Here is a 17,465-nt window from a genome sequence, read left to right as displayed (position 1 = left end):
CTCAGCTTTTGAAAGCTCAAACTTGCGCGTTCAATGCCGGCCGCGACCCGCCCGTAGCCCAATCGAGAAGCTCAATCGTGTGTACGACCGGAATTGATGTGCCACTGGCAATCTGCACCATGCAGCCGATATTGCCCGCAGCAATCATGTCCGGCTTGACGCTCGCGATGTTGGCGACCTTGCGATCGCGCAACCGGTCCGCAAGCTCGGGCTGGAGAATGTTGTAGGTGCCCGCCGAACCGCAACACAAATGGCTCTCCGGCACATCTTTCACCACGAATCCATTCTTGGAAAGCAATTCTTTCGGAAGGCCCGTGATTTTCTGCCCATGCTGCAACGAGCACGCGGAGTGATAGGCGACCACGATGTTGTCCTGAGGCGCGGTGGCCGAAAGTCCGAGGCCGGCGACGTATTCGGTGATGTCCTTGGCAAGCGCGGACACCTTCGCCGCATCGGCTGCGAACGCCACATCCTCGCGCAGCAGATAGCCGTAGTCCTTGATCACGGTGCCGCAGCCGGACGCCGTCACCAGGATGGCGTCGAGCCCCTCGCCGGCCGCCTCCCGGCACCACGCAGCGATATTGGCGCGCGCCCGCGCCAATGCGTCGTGGTCGTTGCCGAGGTGATGGGTCAGCGCGCCACAGCACTGCTCGTCCCGGACCAGGACAACCTCGATGCCGTGGCGGGTGAGAAGGCTGATGGCGGCCTGGTTGATGCGCGGCGCCAGCACCTGCTGGGCGCAGCCCTGCAGCAGAGCGACCCGGCCGCGTCTCTTGCCGAGCGCGGCGAACACGCTGCCGGCGGCGGGCCCCGGCAATGGCAGTCGGTTCGGCGCCAGCGCCAGCATCGCCTTGATGCGCTGGATCAGTCCGGGCGTGGCCGAGGGCCTGGGCGTCGGCAGGAAGACGGCAAGCGGGCGGGCCAGCCGCGCCAGCCACATGCTCGCGCGGAAACGCTGCGGGTCCGGCAGCACGAAGGCCAGCACCTGACGCAACAACCGCTCAGTCAGCGGCCGCTGATAGCGCTGCTCGATCCGGACCCGGGCCTGGTCGACGAGGTGCATGTAGTTCACCCCTGACGGGCAGGTCGTCATGCAGGCGAGGCACGAAAGGCAGCGGTCGACATGCTTGACCACCTCGGCGGTCGGCGCCAGGTCCTTCTCCAGCATCTCCTTGATCAAGTAGATGCGGCCGCGCGGGCTATCGAGCTCGTCGCCGAGCAGTACATAGGTCGGACAGGTTGCGGTGCAGAAGCCGCAATGGACGCAGGCGCGAAGGATCTTGTCGGCTTCGGCGATGTCGGGGTCGGCGAGCTGCGCCAGTGAGAATTCGGTCTTCATGCCGCAGCGCCCCGCCTCAGGCGTCCCCGGTTGAGAATAGTCTTGGGATCGAAACTGGCGCGCACCCGCTCGCTCAGCGCCGCGATGCCAGGCGCTTGCGGATGGAATACATCGACATCACGCCTGACGTCCTCGGCCGCCCGGATCAGTGTAGCATGTCCTCCGAACGCGTTGGTGAGCTGGCGCACGGCCGGGGCATGCGCGTCCGGCTTCGGCGGCACCGCCGCCCAGATCAGTCCGCCGCCCCAATCGTAGATCAGGTCGCCGCCGGTCTCGCGTGCCAATTGGGTGCCGAGCGCCGCGCCCGACGCCGGCGGACAGACGATCCGCCAGACCGGCCAGGCGCCCACCGCGCCGCTTGCCGCGAACGGCAGGACGTCGCGGATCGTGGCCCACAGCGCGGCCGATGCGCCGTCTTCGATCAGGGTCGCGGTTCCGAACGGCGCCAGCAATTCCCGCAAGGAGCCGGCGCGGTGCGCGGCGGAGGCCATGATGCCCTCGAGCCGCAGCACGGTCAGTGCCTCGTCCTGGCCCGCGATGTCGCCGAGCCCGTTGGCCTTGGCGCGAAAGGCCGATTTCGGCAGATGCGCGGCTCCGGAAACGTCGAAGGGCGAGCCGAGCGCCGCCGTCATCGCCTTGTTGGCGCGGGCATCGTCGAGCCCGCGGAGCAGCAGCGTCCGCTCGGCCTCGGGCTTGGGCATCACCTTGAGCGTGACCTCGGTCATCACCGCCAGCGTACCCCAGGACCCCGCGAGAAGCTTGCACAGGTCGTATCCGGTGACGTTCTTCACCACCTTGCCGCCGGTCTTGAAGCTGTCACCGAAGCCGGAGACGGCGTGCGCCCCGAGCAGGTGATCGCGCGCCCCGCCCGCCCTGATCCGCCGGGGACCGGCGAGCCCGGCGGCGATCATGCCGCCGATGGTTCCGAGCGCCGGCGTGCCGAGCAGCGGCGCCGTGTTCATCGGCTCGAAGGCGAATTGCTGGTTTTTGGCATCGATCAGCGACAGCACGTCGGCCAGCGGCGCGCCGGCCTGGAGCGTGACGATCAACTCGTTGGGCTCGTAGGAGGTGACCGCATTGAGCGCGGAGACGTCGAGCACGGCATTGGTCGCCATCGCATGGCCGATACCGCGCTTGGAGCCATGACCGATGATCTCGAGCGGCTGCTCGTTGGCGATCGCCGCGCGCACCACCTCTTCGACGTCTTTGCCGTCTCTGACCTTGAGCGTATCCACGAGAGGAGGCCGTAACGAAATTCGCGCCGGAAATCAAATCTGTCAGACACTGCGCTTCGCCCAGGCCGGCAATCTCTGGTGCAACGCGAAAGAGCGGTGGCCGGGCGCTCGCTATGCTGCTCATGCCTTCCGCTGCTTGTCGTCAACTGGCGCATCTTACCGAAGCAGCCCAGCCGGACGAAGCGAGCAAGAACGGTAAGGCGACGCAATCTCTCGGCGCCCGCAACCAGACTTCGCGCTCTGCATCAATCGTCGGGATCACCGGTACTGCTTCGGCGGATCGGCGCGACGCGCACATCGGGCATTTGGTGGACCCTCGATAATAGATTGATGAACAGGCGTTCATGGAACGGCGCAGTTTCCAACCCGTTGATCACGGTGCTTCCTTCAGAAGGAGGAATGAAGATGAAGAGAATAATTGTTGCACTTTCTGCCATCGCCCTCATCGGCACTGCGCCGGCCGTCTTTGCCCAAGGCGTATCAAGCAAGACGCCGGGCCAAGAGATGCAGACTAAGGGCTCCAAGGCAGGCCATCCGGGAGCATCCGGCTACACTCCGGGACATAAGAAGCACGCCATGGGTTCTAAGAAAGGTCACCCCGGCGCTTCTGGCTACGCTCCCGGCCAAACCACTGGCGCGAGCACGAAGTCTGGTGGCGCGAGCACGAAGTCTGGCTACTGACGGTCGCCCCGCAATTGCCAATAGGCCAATGACAAGAGCCGCCGCGGTCTCAACCCGGCGGCTCTTCGTGTGAGTGATCCCGGTCGCTCAGAACCGGGGAATATCCGGAAACGCCAGCTTACCTGCATGCACATGCATGCGGCCGAGCTCGGCGCAGCGGTGCAGGGTCGGAAACACCTTTCCGGGATTGAGCAGGCCCTGCGCGTCGAAGGCACATTTCAACCGCTGCTGCTGGTTGAGGTCGATCTCACTGAACATATCCGGCATGAGGTCGCGCTTCTCGATGCCGACGCCGTGCTCGCCGGTGAGCACGCCGCCGAATTCGACGCAGGCGCGCAGGATGTCGGCGCCAAAAGCCTCCGCGCGCTCGATCTCGCCGGGCTTGTTGGCATCGTAGAGGATCAGCGGGTGCAGATTGCCGTCGCCAGCATGGAACACGTTGGCGCAGCCGAGCTGGTATTTTTCGCTGAGTTCGCGGATGCGCGCCAGCGCCTTCGGCAGCGCGCCGCGGGGAATCGTGCCATCCATGCAGAGATAATCGGGCGAGATGCGGCCCACGGCGGGGAATGCGGCTTTGCGGCCCGCCCAGAACAGATTGCGCTCGGCCTCCGAGGTCGAGATCTGGCAGGTGGTCGAACCGCAGCCATTCGCGATCGCCTCGACGCGCGTGATCAGCTCGTCGACCTCGATCTTGGGACCGTCGAGCTCGATGATCAGCAGCGCCTCGACATCGAGCGGATAGCCGGCATGGACGAAGGCCTCGGCGGCGTGGATCGCGGGCCTGTCCATCATCTCCATGCCCCCAGGGATGATGCCGGCCCCGATGATGCGCGCCACGCATTCGCCGGCGGCCTCGACCTCCGCGAAGCCGACCATCAGCGCACGCGCGGTCTCCGGCTTTTGCAGGATGCGCACCGTGATCTCGGTGATGACCCCGAGCAGGCCTTCGGAACCGGTGATGACGCCCATCAGATCGTAGCCAGGGTTCTCCGCCGACTTGCCGCCGATGCGCAGGATCTCGCCGCTCATCAGCACGATCTCACAACCGAGCACGTTGTTGGTGGTCATCCCGTATTTCAGGCAATGCACGCCGCCGGAATTTTCCGCGACATTGCCGCCGATCGAGCAGGCGATCTGCGAGGACGGGTCGGGCGCGTAGTAAAAGCCGGCATGCGCGACCGCCTGACTGATGGCGAGGTTGGTGACGCCGGGCTCGGTGACGACGACGCGGTTGTCGAAATCGATCTCGCGGATGCGCTTGAACTTGCCGAGCCCGAGCAGCACGCCGTCCTCGAGCGGCAGCGCGCCCCCGGACAGCGAGGTACCGGACCCGCGGGGCACGACCTTGATGCCCTGCTTTGCACAATATTTCAGGACCAGCGAGACCTGCTCGGTGGTGTCAGGCAGCACCACGACCATCGGCGGCTGCCGATAGGCCGTCAATCCGTCGGATTCATAGGCTCGCATCTCGGCGGCGCTGTCGATCACGCCTTCGCCGGGGACGATTGCGCGCAGTGCGGCAACGACGTCCGCGCGGCGCGCGAGCACGGCCTGGTCGCTCGCAGGCATCATGATGGCCATATCAAATCCTTCATGGCATATCCTTCCGGCTCACGCCGGGCGGTCCAATTTGTCGCGGTAAATCAACCACGTCCGGGGGTGTTTGGGTAGGCCATCCGAAAGTCGGATCCGCAATCGCCAGCGAGTTCGCTCTGGGACAAGTAGGAAATCGTGAAACCTGTCATGGTCTGGCGGCTTGTCCAAGCCGGGCAGGCCTGCCAAAACCGGCAGGTCCGACGATTGCCGCTCAGGCAAGAGACTGACTAGACCCACCAGGGAAGAGACGAAGAGCACCCGATGACAAAACTGACTTTTGGCGCACTGACGATCCTCACCGTGATTGCCACCGCACCCGCCGCGATGGCGCAGGATGTCGCGGCCGGCAAGACATCGTTCAACAAATGCCTGGCCTGCCACGCAATCGGCGAAGGCGCCAAGAACAAGGTCGGCCCCGAGCTCAACGGCCTCAACGGCCGCAAGTCGGGCACCGCTCCGGACTACAACTACTCGGATGCGAACAAGAATTCCGGCATCACCTGGGACGAGCCGACCTTCAAGGAATACATCAAGGATCCCAAAGCCAAGATCCCCGGCACCAAGATGGCGTTCGCCGGCATCAAGAACGAGACCGAGATCAACAATCTCTGGGCCTATGTCTCGCAGTTCGACAAGGACGGGAAGATCAAGCAGTAGGTGCGGAAAAGGCGGCCGCTAGAGCTTCGATTCTGATTGAATCAGAACCGAAGCTCTAGCTTCTTGACGCGTTTCCTTCACGCGAACCGGTATCCACTTCGCTCGAAAAGGCTTTAATCGGCGGCCGCCTGCGCCGAGACGATTTTCCCGATCATCGTCTCGATCTCCGCCTTCACGACATCCGGTACGGCGTTCTGCACCATGTGGCCGAGATCGGGCAGCACGATCAGCTTCGCATTCGGCACGATCGCGGCAAAGGGGCGTGCGTGGATGCCGGTCGATACGGTCTTGTCGGGCTCGCCGGCGATGATCGTGACCGGCGCCGATATCTCGCCATAACGCGCGACTTGCGCAGCAACCGCTTCCTTCAGCGTCACCAGATCATAGGCATTGGCGATGAACTCGCGCGGACGCAGCAGCAGCGGCGTCGCGGAGTCCTTGACGAAGCCGTCCGGCATGACTTGCGGCAGGAAGACGTTGCGCGCACCGGATTCAGTAAGAGCATAGCCGAGCGGCAGCGTGATCGTGTAGGCGAGCAGCGAACCGATCACAGGCGTTGCGATGATCTCGTTGTAGCGGCCGACGCCGCCGCGCCAGGGATGAGTGACGGGCGCGAGCATCACGAGGCCAGCGACGCGGTGCGGGTGATCGACCGCGATCCGCGCGCCCAGGGCGCCGCTCCAGGAATGCACCACGAAGACCGCGCGGTCGATCCCGAGCTTCTGAAGCGCATCATCGATCATCCGCGCCTGGATCTGCGGCGTCGAATCCTGCCGCCGCACGCGCGTGCTCCAGCCATGGCCGGGACGGTCGATCAGAATGACGCGATGATCGCTGGCGAGGAGATCACCGAGCGGCCGCCGCATTGCTTCGAGATTGGAGCTTGCGCCGTGCAGCATCACGATCGGCAGGCCAGCATTGCGCGGGCCGAGATCGACGACGTGAAGCACCGCGCCGTCGACCTCGATCATCCGGCCCTGCGGCGGAAAGGCGCGCTGCACGACAAGGATTCCGGCCTGCGTGGCCAGCGCCAGCAGAACCAGCGCCGTCACGACTGACATCACGATCATTGAGCGAATCCGGGCGGTCCTGGGCACAAGGCAGTTACGGGTCTTGGCACACGGCAGTTTCGCTCAGTCGGCTTCAGGGCTTCCACCGGAAACAGCGGGGCTGTGGATATGTGCACAATTAGGGAACGTAAAAACCCAACGGAATCAACAATATTCCTTGGCGTCACGCAAGCCTCGGACCAGCTTCATGCAGTCGTCATCGCGGCTTCCATATAATCGCCATGGTCGGTTCGGCCATCTAGGCGCGGGTGGGCGCCGATCCTCCTCGCAGCCTCGGGGATGCGGGAAAGACCGGCAGGATTTTTTCCTGGTTTGAACCGGAGGATTTTCGATGAGCTTCAGATCGAACGACACTGCGATCGACGAGATCGTCGCGAGCTGCAGCGGCGACCTGCGCGGTGCCGTGCGGGCGCTGCTCCTGATCAACGAGCATCTCGAAGCGGAGCTTGCAAAGGCTTACGCCGCGGTCGCCGATCGCGGTCTCACCGAGCGCGGCGGCAGCGTCCTGCACTAGGTGCAAGCGACTTAGTTCGACCCGTCCTCGTCCTTCTCCTCGTCGGGCGTTGCCGCGGGACAGGCGCGGATCGTCGAACGGGCGAGCTTGGCGTCGGCCTTGGATTTGTAGGGGCCGTCACCGAACCAGATATCGCCGATGATCACGGGATTGCTGGTCACGATATCGCATTTGCCGGTGGCGCGGTTGCCGACCACCCAGAACAATCCATCGGCGAGGCTCACCGTCCCGGACGCGAGCAGCAAGCTACCTGCAAAGATCAAACGCTTCATGGCTTTTGCTCCTGCCATGCAGGTAGGCCTGCGGCAGCCCGGGCAATAGCCCTCGCGACGCGACGCCTGCGATCGTGGTTAATTCGCGCCGGCCGCGATCGCTCAAGAAATGATCGAGTTATAGGCTAGATGTCGCGGCCTTCGACCTTCTCGGTCAGCGCCTTGACCTGGTCGGGGATCTTCTCGAGGTGCGGATTGACGGCGAGCGCCTTGCGGTAGGCTTCCAGCGCGCGCTTCTCGTTGCCGACCTCCTGCATGATCATGCCGAGCCCTGCGAGCGCACCGAAATGGCGCGGCTCCCGGATCAGCACTTGCTGGATGTCGGCGAGTGAGCGGCCATAATCGTTCTGCATGTAATAGAGCGTGGCGCGCCGGTTCCAGGCCTCGATATAGTCGGGCCTGAGCTTGATGATCGAATCCAGCAGCTTGATTGCGACATCGATCTTCTGCGCCTCGACCGCGGTCTTGGCGCGCGACATCAACAGTGCCGCGGTGTCGCTCGGGGTCTGGAGCCAGATCGCCCAGATCCGCGCCTCGACATGCTTGGCGCTGGTCTCGTCGGGCGCTGCCTTCAGCGCGCCGAACAGGAAATCGAGATTCTTGGTGCGGTCGACCTTGGGCAGCTTGGCCGGCGCTTCCGGCAGCTTCTTCTGCTGGCCCGGCGGAGGCGGCGGCTCAATCTGCTGCGCCAGCACCGGGGCGAAGCCGGCGGTCCCCAGGACGAGAGCCAGACACAGGGTGGGCGCGCAGAGGAATCTCAGTGCCATGGGCAAAGTCTAAACGCGCAAAGCCGCCCTTGCAAAGCAGGGCGGCGTCAAACTCGTGTGAGACCGTGGTGTTGCGGAGCGCGAAGGCCTCCGGCAGGGCGAGATCAGCCCTGGCGCGCCTTGAAGCGACGCTGCACCTTGTTGATCACATAGACCCGGCCCTTGCGGCGGACCAGGCGGTTGGCGCGATGGCGACCGCGCAACGATTTCAGCGAGTTACGGACCTTCATGGCAGAATCCTGAACGTTCGAAAGGCCGTGTTCGGCACTACCGTTTCGGCACGCGCGAATGTGGCAAAATGAGATTTTTCCCGCTGGCGGATGACCGCCCGGGACGGGGCGGTTCTTAAGGCATCGCGGGAGGTGATGTCAATGTTAACTGCCCGGTTCCGAACCAGCAAAATTCGCGAAAACAACCCCAATGCACAGTAGAAATGGCCGGATCGGCCCGATCTGCCAAGCCGAGAACCTACGGCAGCGCCTTGCCAATTTCGTTATATGATATAATCAATTTGGCAACCCGTCGGGAGGAAACCAATGCCGAAACTGAAGCTGCCCAATATCGACGATGTCGTTGCCATCGACATCCACACCCATGCCGAAGAGCCCTGCGGCTGCCATGCCGACGACGGCTATGACGATTTCCAGGCGCAGATGGCGGAGTATTTCAAGTCACCCAACAAGCATCCGCCAACGGTGCCGGAGACCGCGGCGTACTACCGCTCCAAGAACATCGCCGCCGTGATCTTCCCGGTCGACGCCGAGCGCGAGACCGGCTTCCGCCGCTATAACAATTACGAGATGCTGGAGGTCGCCTCCGACCATCTCGACGTCCTCATCCCTTTCGTCTCGATCGATCCGCACAAGGGCAAGCTGGGCGCCCGCGAGGCGCGCAAGCTGATCGAGGAATACGGAGTGCGCGGCTTCAAATTCCACCCGACCATGCAGGGCTTCTACGCCAACGACCGCATGGCCTACCCGCTCTATGAAGAGATCAACAATGGCGGCGCGATCGCGCTGTTCCACACCGGCCAGACCGGTGTCGGCTCCGGCATGCCCGGCGGAATGGGGATGCGGCTGAAATATTCCAACCCGATGTACACGGACGACGTCGCGGCCGATTTCCCCGACCTCAAGATCATCCTCGCCCACCCCTCCTTCCCCTGGCAGGAGGAGGCGCTGTCGGTCGCGACCCACAAGCCGAACGTCTATATCGACCTCTCCGGCTGGTCGCCGAAGTATTTTCCGCCGATCCTGGTGCGCTACATCAACTCGATTCTTCAGGACAAGATGCTGTTCGGCTCGGATTGGCCGGTGATCACGCCGGACCGCTGGCTGTCGGATTTTGCCAAGATCGACATCCGCGACGAGATCCGGCCGAAGGTGCTCAAGGCCAACGCGCGCAAGCTGTTGGGAATCTAGGCGCTCACCCATCGCCCGTAGCGCATCGAGGGCTTCGATCCCAGTGACCGAAGCCCTCACGCTCGGACGCTCGAGGCCTCAGCCGGGTCTTCGCCGAGCGGGAGGCTCGGAATATAGAACGACGATAGCTGGCCGTTCCGATATAGTCCCTGCGCCTGCAACGATCCAAGGGAGGGGTCAATGAGCATCAAAGCCGTCGTCTTCGACGCCTACGGCACGCTCTACGACATCCAGTCGGTCGCAGAGATCACTGAGGATGCGTTTCCGGGCTATGGCGAGATCATCACGCAGGTCTGGCGTATCAAGCAGCTCGAATACACCTGGTTGCGCTCGCTGATGCGGCGCTACGAACATTTTGCCACTGTCACGCGCCACTCGCTTGCCTATACGCTGCGCGTGCTTGGGATCGCTTACGAGAACGACGCATTCGAGCGCGTGATCGAGAAGTATCTGCACCTCGATCTTTATCCGGATGCGACCGCAGCGCTTGCAGCCCTGAGACCGCGAAAGCTTGCCATCCTCTCCAACGGCAGTCCGGACATGCTCAATGCGCTCGTGCGCAATTCCGGCCTCGACGCCCTGCTCGATGCCACCATCAGCGTCGACGCGAAGAAAATCTTCAAACCGAGCCCGGACGTCTATGAGCTGATCGGCGAGGTGCTCGGCACCAAGCCGAACGAGGTTCTGTTCGTCTCCTCCAATCCCTGGGACGCCGCCGGCGCGAAATCGTTCGGATTGAAGGTCGCCTGGATCGGACGGGTGACGCCCGAAGCCATGGCGCTGGCTTGCGTCGAGAACGAACTCGTGGCACCGCTGACGATGTTCAAGGCGATCCGCACCCAGATGGACGAGCTCGGCTTCGCGCCGGATCACCGCATCCGCGCGCTCTCCGAGCTGCCAGGAATCGCTTAGGGATCACCGCCCGCCCATGTGCTTGGAATGAGCTGTTTGGAATGAGCCTTCAATCCGTTCGCGATTTCTTCGCCGAGAAAGCCCCCGACATTACCGTCATCGAATCCCCGATCAGCTCTGCCACGGTGACGCTGGCGGCGGAAGCCTATGGCGTCGAGCCGGGGCGCATCGCCAAGACGCTCTCGTTGCGCATCGGCGAACGCGTGATCCTGATCGTCGCTGCCGGCACATCGCGCATGGACAACAAGAAGGTGAAGGCGCAGTTCGGGGGCAAGCCGAAAATGCTGGGACTGGAGGAGGTCGCCGAGATCACCGGCCACGAGGTCGGCGGCGTCTGTCCGTTCGGACTGAAGGCGCCGCTGCCGATCTATTGCGACGTCTCGCTGAAAGCGTTCGACGTGGTGGTGCCGGCCGCAGGCTCGACCCACAGCGCCGTGCGCATCACCCCGGAGCGGATGGCTGAGCTCGTCGCGGCCGAATGGGTCGATGTCTGCGAACACCGATCCTAAGCGAGGCTAATCATCCTCGTCATAATAGGGCCGCGGTGGCGGGGGCGGGGCTGTGTTGTAGCGCGGCGGGGGCGCGGCGCGGTTGCGCGGCACCGGCTGCTGCGGCTGGGCCTGGTTGTTCGATTGGAACACCGCACGGCAGCCGCTCGAGAGCTGCGGCGTGTTCTGCTGCAAGCAGGCCACGATACGGTTCACGTCGGGAATCTGATCGCTGCACAGACGCCACACATCGGGCGTGCAGGCCATCTGTTGTTCCATCGTGCCGCGATATTCCTGGGCGAATGCTGCGTTCTGCGCGACGATGCCGCCGATCGCGAGCGCCACACCCAGCGCAATCCGCTCTGTTCGCATGTCCCGATCCTTCCCGAATCCCATCAAAACCTCCTCAATCAATGAGGCGGGGGAAGGTTCTGGACCAACAACAAAATGTGAAAGAACGCCTGGAACCTACTCCACCTTGCCGATCTTCTTCACCGCCGCGATCAGCCGCGCGCTGTCGGCCGCGACGAATTGCGCGAAGGCCGGCGCATCCTGATAGGCCACGAGACTGCCCGAGGCCTCGAACGATTTGAGCACGTCCGGACTGGTCATGACCTGCGCCATCGCCTCGCGCAGACGGGTCGCGATCGGGGCCGGCAGCGCGCTTTGCGCGAACAGGCCGGCCCAGATGTACATCTCGACATCCCTGTAGCCGAGCTCCTGGAAGGTCGGCACGTCGGGGAAGCTCGCGATGCGCTGCGCGCCGCAATTGCCGAGCACGCGCAGCTTGCCGCCGTCGACCTGCGGCTTCAGCGTTCCGGGTGCGGCGGCGATCGCCTGCACGGTACCACCCAGGATCGCCGTCAGTGCCGGACCTGCCCCGCGGAACGGCACGTGCAGCAGCTTGATGCCGGCGCTGCTTGCGAACATCTCCATCGCCACGTGCAGCGTGCCGTAGGGCCCGGACGAGCCATAGGTGATCTGGCCTGGCCGCTTCTTCGCGTCCTCCACGAAATCCTGCGCCGTCTTCCACGGCGCCGAGGCCGGCACCGCGAGCAGCGTGGGATCGGCGAGCACGCGCGCGATCGGCATGAACTGCGAGACCTCGTAGGCAACGGGACGCTCGAACAGCCGATCGGCCTCGGGGAGCACCGCGAGCGAGGACAGCGTCATCAGCAGCGTGTAGCCATCGGGCTCGGCGCGCGCCGCAGCGGCATTGCCGACCGATCCGCCGCCACCGCCGGCTCTGTTGTCGACGATCACGGGCTTGCCGAGGACCCGCTCCAGCGCCTGTGCCACCGGACGCGCGGCGAGATCGGCCTGTCCGCCCGCCGGAAACGGCACGATCATGGTGATGTTGCGGGCGGGATAGGTTTGAGCGAAGGCTTTGTCAGGTAACGCAGCGCGCAACAACGGCAGTGTAGCAGCGGCGCGAAGGACGTCGCGTCGATCCATGGCAGGTCCCTCCCCTCATTTTCTTTGTTTCGCCAGCCAGCCTAACGTCGCGATCGGCAAGAACAAGATGTTTACGAAGCATTAGCCATGTTCGACCGAGCCCGGAACGCATGCCTGAGCCCTCCGTTGCCCTTCCAGGAGTGTGCCATGGGAAAACTCGCGGCCATCGACATCGCCTTGGACGAGATGCTGGTGAATCTCGCCGCGATCGTCTTGCGACTTTCAACGCCCGAAATGACGCGAACGCCGGAAGCGCGGCGCGCACTGGCGCAATCCGTCCATCAATATGCGGTTTGCGCGAGACGCTCGACCGACCCGCGTGTTCACGAGCTGAAGTCGCAGCTGGAAGACACGCTGAAGCCAAGCTTGCGCATTGTCGCGATCGACGGCGTGAAGGTGTCGTAGTCGAATACCGTCATTGCGAGGAGCTCTTGCGACGAAGCAATCCAGAATCTCTCCGCGGAGACACTCTGGATTGCTTCGCTGCGCTCGCAATGACGAAGTTGTTGAAGCCGGTCGCTACGAAGTCGTTGCTTTCCCACGTGGCCGCCGCTTGCACGTGCCCGGCAGCTTCGCGGCCAGGAAATCGCCGAGCGCCTCTACGCGCGCGGGGCGCGGGCCGCCGGGCGGCGTCACCAGGTGCACGGCGCCTTCGGCCTGCTTCCAATCCTTCAGGATCACCTCGACCTGGCCTGAGGAGATCGCCTCACCGACGATGAACTCGGGAAGCTCGGCGATGCCGAGGCCTGCGATCAGCGCCGGCATCACCGCCTCACCATTGTTGACGCGGAGCTGGCCGCCCGGGCGCACGCTGGCCTGCTCGCCGGCCGAATTGGTGTAGTGCCAGACGTTGGGCGTGGAGAGATAGGCGTAGCTGAAGCATTTGTGCTCGGCCAGATGCATCGGATGCGTCGGCCGGCCGTGCTGTTTGAGATAGGACGGCGCGGCCACGGTATAGCGCGGCATGGTGAAGAGCTGCCGTGCGATCAGCGAGGAATCCGGCAGCCGCGCGATCCGCACCGCCATGTCAAATCCTTCTCCGATCAGGTCGACGGTCGCATCGCTCAGATGCAGGTCGACCGAGACTTCCGGGTAGGCCTGAAAGAATTCCGGCAGCAGCGGCGCGACCGCCTTGATGCCGAACGTCATGGGCACGGCGAGCCGGACCAGACCGCGCGGTGCCACCGATTGCGCCAGCGCTTCGTTCTCCGCCGCTTCGCCATCGGCCAGCAGGCGCGTCGCGCGTTCGGCGAGCTTGTGGCCGGCATCGGTCAATGCGAGCCGGCGCGAGGTACGGTTGAACAGGCGGGCGCCGAGCCGCTCCTCCAGCCGCGTGACCGCCTTGGAGACCGTCGCCTTGGACATCGCGAGCTCGCTTGCGGCCCCCGCAAACGACCGTAATTCCACAACTTTTGCGAAAACCGCGAGCGCCTCGAAATCGGGGAGTTTTGCCATGGCAGCCAATCCCAATTGGGTAGTTTTAGAAACAATGGATTTCAACAGTTTCTATTTCTATACCACAGGCGGAGGCTTATCCAGGGGTCATCAGACATTCAGGGACTGGAGAAACCCAATGACCAAGAAGCTCTCAGGCAAGGTTGCCCTCGTCACCGGCGGCTCGCGCGGCATCGGCGCGGCTTCGGCCCGCGCACTCGCCGATGAAGGTGCTGATGTCGCCATCAGCTATGTCGCTTCGCCCGACAAGGCGGAGGCCGTCGTCGCCGAGCTGAAGGCCCATGGCGTCAAGGCCCGCGCCTACAAGGCCGATCAGGCCTCGGCCAAGGAGGTCGATCAACTGGTCAGGAGCGTCGCCAGTGATTTCGGCCGGCTAGATATCCTCGTCAACAACGCCGGCGTCGCCGTCGGCGGGTTGATCGACGATGCCGCGACCGACACCGCCGCGCTCGCCCGCCAGGAAGACATCAACGTGCACGGCGTGATCGCCGCGATCCGCTCGGCCTCGAAGCTGATGGGCGAAGGCGGCCGCATCGTCACGATCGGTTCCGGTATTGCCACACGCGCCTCGTTCCCTGGCCTCGCCGATTACGCTGCGACCAAGGCTGCGATCGTCGGTTACTCCAAGGGCGCTTCGCGCGACCTCGGACCGCGCGGCATCACGGTCAACGTGCTGCAGCCGGGCTCAATCAACACGGACATGAACCCCGACGACGATCGTGAATTCGCCGACGCGCAGCGCAAGCAGCACGCACTGCAACGCTTCGGGACCGCGGAAGAAATCGCCGCCGGCGTCGTCTTCCTCGCAAGCCCCGAGGCCTCCTTCGTCACCGGCACCGTGCTCAATGTCGACGGCGGGTTCGGCGCCTGATCCGAACCGCCACCCGTTCAAATCAAGGATTACGCAGATGATCGAACTCAGACCTTTCGCAAAGCTCGGCGGTGCCGATCACGGCTGGCTCAAGGCCAAGCATCATTTCTCCTTCGCCAGCCATTATGACCCGAACAACATGGGGCACGGTGCGCTGCGGGTGTGGAACGACGACGAGATCGCGCCGAACACCGGCTTTCCCGCCCATCCCCACGCCAACATGGAGATCATCACCTATGTGCGCGAGGGCGCGATCACCCATCAGGACAGCCTCGGCAACGAGGGGCGGACCGAAGCGGGCGACGTGCAGGTGATGAGCGCCGGCAGCGGAATCCGCCACTCCGAGTACAATCTCGAGCCGACCAGGACGCGGATCTTCCAGATCTGGATCGAGCCGACGGCGCGCGGCGGTCAGCCGACCTGGGGCTCGAAACCGTTCCCCAAGGCGGACCGCTCCGGCAAGCTCGTCACCATCGCGAGCGGCTTCGAAGACGATGCGGACGCGCTGCCGATCCGCGCCGATGCGCGGGTGCTCGCCACCACGCTGAAGGCCGGCGAGAGCGCGGAATACGCGCCGCAGAAGTCACGGCACCTCTATCTCGTGCCCGCGGCAGGTTCAGTCGAGATCAACGGCGTGCGCGTCAACGCCCGCGACGGCGCCGCGATCCGCGACGAGGACAACTTGAAAATCACCGCTCTGGAAGATTCGGAGCTCGTGCTCGTCGACGCGGCGTAAACGCCGACCCCACACAGCAACTCGTCATGCCGGGCCTACGCCACGCCGAAGAGGCTTCGGCCGGGGCAAGCCCGGAAACGAACAAACAACTCACCTCGTCATCCAACGGAGACCACCCATGACCAAAGTTCTCGTCCTCTATTATTCCGCCTACGGCCACATCGAAGCGATGGCGAATGCCGTTGCGGAAGGCGCGCGCGAAGCCGGCGCTACTGTCGACATCAAGCGCGTTCCGGAGCTGGTGCCGGCAGAGGTCGCAAAAGCCTCCCATTACAAGCTCGATCAGGCTGCGCCCATCGCCAAGATCGAAGACCTCACCAATTACGACGCGATCATCGTCGGCACCGGCACCCGCTTTGGCCGCATCGCCTCGCAGATGGCCAACTTCCTCGACCAGGCGGGCGGGCTCTGGGCCAAGGGCGCGCTGCACGGCAAGGTCGGCGGCGCGTTCACCTCAAGCGCGACCCAGCACGGTGGGCAGGAGACGACGCTGTTCTCGATCATCACCAACCTGCTGCATTTCGGCATGGTCGTCGTCGGCATGAACTACGGCTTCGCCGGCCAGATGAAGCTCGACGAGGTCACCGGCGGCGCGCCCTATGGCGCCACCACGATCACCGGCGGCGACGGCAGCCGTCAGCCCAGCGCCAACGAGCTCGCCGGCGCACGCTATCAAGGGCGCCAGATCGCGGAGACCGCGAAAAAGCTGCATGGCTGATGCGATCGCGGGCGGCATTCTCGTTCGAGAATGCCGCTTCAGCGTGTCCCCTTGCCCATCGCCCGCGCCGCAAAGGCGGCGAGCCTGGGGTGGCGGCGCAGGCCCTGCGCGGCATGGTCACGCCATGCATAGGGCAAGCCGCGCCAGGACAGCACGACGCTGACATCGGTCAGCGGGACCTTCTGAGCGCCGAAGCGGCGCTTGTAGTCCTGGTTGCCGATGCTGAGATCGAAACGGCGCACGCCCCGTGCATGCAGCGCCGCCATGGTACGCTCGGTGACGAGCAGCCCCGGCGAGCAGCTCGACCATGATTCGCCGGCGTGACTGATGCGCAGCAGGTAGTAAGTCGCGCCTTGCCTGACGCCGAGCGAGGTGGCGATGACGCCGTCGTCGCAGACCAGTGCCGAGACGACGGCGTAGCCTTCTGCGACGCCTTGGCGGGCGACCTCGCGGTAGAATCGCGCATGGGTCTCGTCGTTAAGCACAAATGGCGAGCCGAGCTTTCGCATGCGCGCCTGCTGCTGCACATCCATCACGTCCAGCAGTTCATGCGCGCGGGCGACGTCCGTGGCGATTTCGAACCGCGCGCCGGCATGACGGCTGAAGACGCGCCAACAGCGCGGCAGCTGCATGCGCTTGATCGAGGCCTGGTAATCTTCATAGTTCTCGCCCATCAGCACGAGATTGCCGTTGAGCGAGGAGGATCCGATCCGGCCGAGCGACACCAGCGGGTTCGGCTTGCCTCCGATGTGGGCCGGCATCTTCCTCAGGCGCAGCAGATCGAAGCCGTCGGGCAAGGCGCGCAGCGCGTCGATCAACGCCTTGCCGATGCCTTCTGTCGCATCCGCATCAAGCGACAGGATCGGCGCGTTGTTGTCGGAGACGCCGAGATCGGCGAATTCGACCACGCGGATGCCGCGCCTGACATGGCTGATCATCGGCACAAGTGCGATGTCCTTGCCGGTCGCGACATCGGAAATCACGGCGATCAGCGGTGCGAGGTCGTGAAACGCCTCATACCAGGCGCCGAGCCAGTAGCCGTGCTGGAACGCGGTGCGATGGCCTGCGCTCACGCGCAATGCTGCCCGCCGCCAGTCACGCATGAAATCGACCACGATTCCCGACGTGCTGGACACCCGACCTGCTGATTGCTCGACGCTGAGGAACGTCATCCGCGGGACATACGGTTACTGAGTCTTTCCAGATAGATTATGTTTCGTCGCAACCACAAGTAACCTCGCTGCTTATCGTTAAGCGATGTCGCCCGAGCCGCTCCGC

General features: G+C 64.1%; 21 protein-coding genes. 9 read left to right on the top strand and 12 right to left on the bottom strand.

Annotated elements, in window-relative coordinates; translation table 11 throughout:
• Positions 1 to 16 precede the first annotated feature (16 nt).
• The 4 genes from glcF to XH85_RS07385 form a co-directional block, all read right to left on the bottom strand.
• Entirely contained in the window at positions 17 to 1,339 is a 1,323-nt protein-coding gene (gene glcF / locus XH85_RS07405; protein ID WP_128931367.1) for a glycolate oxidase subunit GlcF, read from the bottom strand.
• Entirely contained in the window at positions 1,336 to 2,574 is a 1,239-nt protein-coding gene (locus tag XH85_RS07400; RefSeq protein WP_128931366.1) for an FAD-binding protein, read from the bottom strand. Before XH85_RS07400 ends, glcF begins: the two co-directional genes overlap by 4 nt.
• 245 nt (positions 2,575 to 2,819) lie before the next feature.
• Positions 2,820 to 3,098 carry a hypothetical protein gene (locus XH85_RS44770; protein ID WP_164940093.1) on the bottom strand — a complete coding sequence of 93 codons (279 nt, stop codon included), beginning with the start codon at positions 3,096 to 3,098 and terminating at the stop codon, positions 2,820 to 2,822.
• Positions 3,099 to 3,342: 244 nt separating this feature from the next.
• Positions 3,343 to 4,836: an FAD-linked oxidase C-terminal domain-containing protein gene (locus XH85_RS07385; protein ID WP_128931364.1), complete on the bottom strand. Its 1,494-nt coding sequence runs from the start codon at positions 4,834 to 4,836 to the stop codon at positions 3,343 to 3,345.
• A gap of 276 nt (positions 4,837 to 5,112) precedes the next feature.
• Between XH85_RS07385 and cycA the strand changes: the two genes are divergently transcribed.
• Complete coding sequence (gene cycA, locus XH85_RS07380) at positions 5,113 to 5,508, top strand: cytochrome c-550 CycA (RefSeq protein ID WP_091886974.1); 396 nt, start codon at positions 5,113 to 5,115, stop codon at positions 5,506 to 5,508.
• A gap of 113 nt (positions 5,509 to 5,621) precedes the next feature.
• On the opposite strand, the gene XH85_RS07375 is transcribed toward cycA, so the two are convergent.
• Positions 5,622 to 6,578, bottom strand: a complete 957-nt coding sequence (locus tag XH85_RS07375; protein ID WP_164940094.1) for an alpha/beta fold hydrolase — start codon at positions 6,576 to 6,578, stop codon at positions 5,622 to 5,624.
• A 331-nt stretch (positions 6,579 to 6,909) separates the two neighbouring features.
• Between XH85_RS07375 and XH85_RS07370 the strand changes: the two genes are divergently transcribed.
• A complete protein-coding gene (locus XH85_RS07370) occupies positions 6,910 to 7,092 on the top strand; it encodes a hypothetical protein (RefSeq protein ID WP_091886978.1) in 183 nt (60 codons plus the stop codon).
• A gap of 11 nt (positions 7,093 to 7,103) precedes the next feature.
• Here the strand turns inward: XH85_RS07370 and XH85_RS07365 are convergent, their stop codons facing one another.
• The 3 genes from XH85_RS07365 to ykgO all read right to left on the bottom strand — a co-directional run bounded on the left by XH85_RS07365 (position 7,104) and on the right by ykgO (position 8,361).
• Positions 7,104 to 7,364 (bottom strand): hypothetical protein, encoded by a 261-nt coding sequence (locus tag XH85_RS07365; RefSeq protein WP_128931362.1) that lies wholly within the window; start codon positions 7,362 to 7,364, stop codon positions 7,104 to 7,106.
• A gap of 125 nt (positions 7,365 to 7,489) precedes the next feature.
• On the bottom strand, positions 7,490 to 8,131 hold the full coding sequence (locus XH85_RS07360; protein ID WP_091886982.1) for a tetratricopeptide repeat protein: 642 nt from the start codon (positions 8,129 to 8,131) through the stop codon (positions 7,490 to 7,492).
• 104 nt (positions 8,132 to 8,235) lie between these two features.
• Positions 8,236 to 8,361, bottom strand: coding sequence for a type B 50S ribosomal protein L36 (gene ykgO / locus XH85_RS07355; protein ID WP_006611362.1), 126 nt, complete (start codon positions 8,359 to 8,361; stop codon positions 8,236 to 8,238).
• Between the two features lie 306 nt (positions 8,362 to 8,667).
• On the opposite strand from ykgO, the gene XH85_RS07350 reads away from it, so the two are divergent.
• From XH85_RS07350 to XH85_RS07340, 3 genes are all read left to right on the top strand, one after another.
• The gene (locus XH85_RS07350; protein ID WP_128931361.1) at positions 8,668 to 9,552 is read left to right on the top strand and encodes an amidohydrolase family protein; all 885 of its coding nucleotides are present in this window, start codon (positions 8,668 to 8,670) and stop codon (positions 9,550 to 9,552) included.
• A 180-nt stretch (positions 9,553 to 9,732) separates the two neighbouring features.
• Positions 9,733 to 10,464 carry a haloacid dehalogenase type II gene (locus tag XH85_RS07345; protein ID WP_128931360.1) on the top strand — a complete coding sequence of 244 codons (732 nt, stop codon included), beginning with the start codon at positions 9,733 to 9,735 and terminating at the stop codon, positions 10,462 to 10,464.
• A 41-nt stretch (positions 10,465 to 10,505) separates the two neighbouring features.
• A complete protein-coding gene (locus XH85_RS07340) occupies positions 10,506 to 10,973 on the top strand; it encodes a YbaK/EbsC family protein (protein ID WP_128931359.1) in 468 nt (155 codons plus the stop codon).
• Positions 10,974 to 10,979: 6 nt separating this feature from the next.
• On the opposite strand, the gene XH85_RS07335 is transcribed toward XH85_RS07340, so the two are convergent.
• The gene (locus XH85_RS07335) at positions 10,980 to 11,324 is read right to left on the bottom strand and encodes a hypothetical protein (RefSeq protein WP_091887079.1); all 345 of its coding nucleotides are present in this window, start codon (positions 11,322 to 11,324) and stop codon (positions 10,980 to 10,982) included.
• 96 nt (positions 11,325 to 11,420) lie between these two features.
• Positions 11,421 to 12,407, bottom strand: coding sequence for a tripartite tricarboxylate transporter substrate binding protein (locus XH85_RS07330; protein ID WP_128931358.1), 987 nt, complete (start codon positions 12,405 to 12,407; stop codon positions 11,421 to 11,423).
• Positions 12,408 to 12,554: 147 nt separating this feature from the next.
• On the opposite strand from XH85_RS07330, the gene XH85_RS07325 reads away from it, so the two are divergent.
• The gene (locus XH85_RS07325) at positions 12,555 to 12,812 is read left to right on the top strand and encodes a hypothetical protein (protein WP_128931357.1); all 258 of its coding nucleotides are present in this window, start codon (positions 12,555 to 12,557) and stop codon (positions 12,810 to 12,812) included.
• A 114-nt stretch (positions 12,813 to 12,926) separates the two neighbouring features.
• Here XH85_RS07325 and XH85_RS07320 read toward each other — a convergent pair whose 3' ends face one another.
• The gene (locus tag XH85_RS07320; RefSeq protein WP_128931356.1) at positions 12,927 to 13,862 is read right to left on the bottom strand and encodes a LysR family transcriptional regulator; all 936 of its coding nucleotides are present in this window, start codon (positions 13,860 to 13,862) and stop codon (positions 12,927 to 12,929) included.
• 118 nt (positions 13,863 to 13,980) lie between these two features.
• Between XH85_RS07320 and XH85_RS07315 the strand changes: the two genes are divergently transcribed.
• The 3 genes from XH85_RS07315 (at position 13,981) to wrbA (ending at position 16,187) form a co-directional block, all read left to right on the top strand.
• The gene (locus tag XH85_RS07315; RefSeq protein WP_128931355.1) at positions 13,981 to 14,733 is read left to right on the top strand and encodes an SDR family NAD(P)-dependent oxidoreductase; all 753 of its coding nucleotides are present in this window, start codon (positions 13,981 to 13,983) and stop codon (positions 14,731 to 14,733) included.
• 37 nt (positions 14,734 to 14,770) lie between these two features.
• Complete coding sequence (locus XH85_RS07310) at positions 14,771 to 15,469, top strand: pirin family protein (RefSeq protein ID WP_128931354.1); 699 nt, start codon at positions 14,771 to 14,773, stop codon at positions 15,467 to 15,469.
• A 118-nt stretch (positions 15,470 to 15,587) separates the two neighbouring features.
• The gene (wrbA, locus tag XH85_RS07305) at positions 15,588 to 16,187 is read left to right on the top strand and encodes an NAD(P)H:quinone oxidoreductase (RefSeq protein ID WP_091887000.1); all 600 of its coding nucleotides are present in this window, start codon (positions 15,588 to 15,590) and stop codon (positions 16,185 to 16,187) included.
• Between the two features lie 38 nt (positions 16,188 to 16,225).
• Here the strand turns inward: wrbA and XH85_RS44765 are convergent, their stop codons facing one another.
• Positions 16,226 to 17,359: a GNAT family N-acetyltransferase gene (locus tag XH85_RS44765; protein ID WP_164940095.1), complete on the bottom strand. Its 1,134-nt coding sequence runs from the start codon at positions 17,357 to 17,359 to the stop codon at positions 16,226 to 16,228.
• Between the last annotated feature and the right edge of the window lie 106 nt (positions 17,360 to 17,465).

The organism is Bradyrhizobium zhanjiangense (assembly GCF_004114935.1).
GTDB lineage: Bacteria > Pseudomonadota > Alphaproteobacteria > Rhizobiales > Xanthobacteraceae > Bradyrhizobium > Bradyrhizobium zhanjiangense.
Note: the sequence above shows the minus strand (reverse complement) of the source record. Positions and strands in the feature narration are given on the sequence as shown.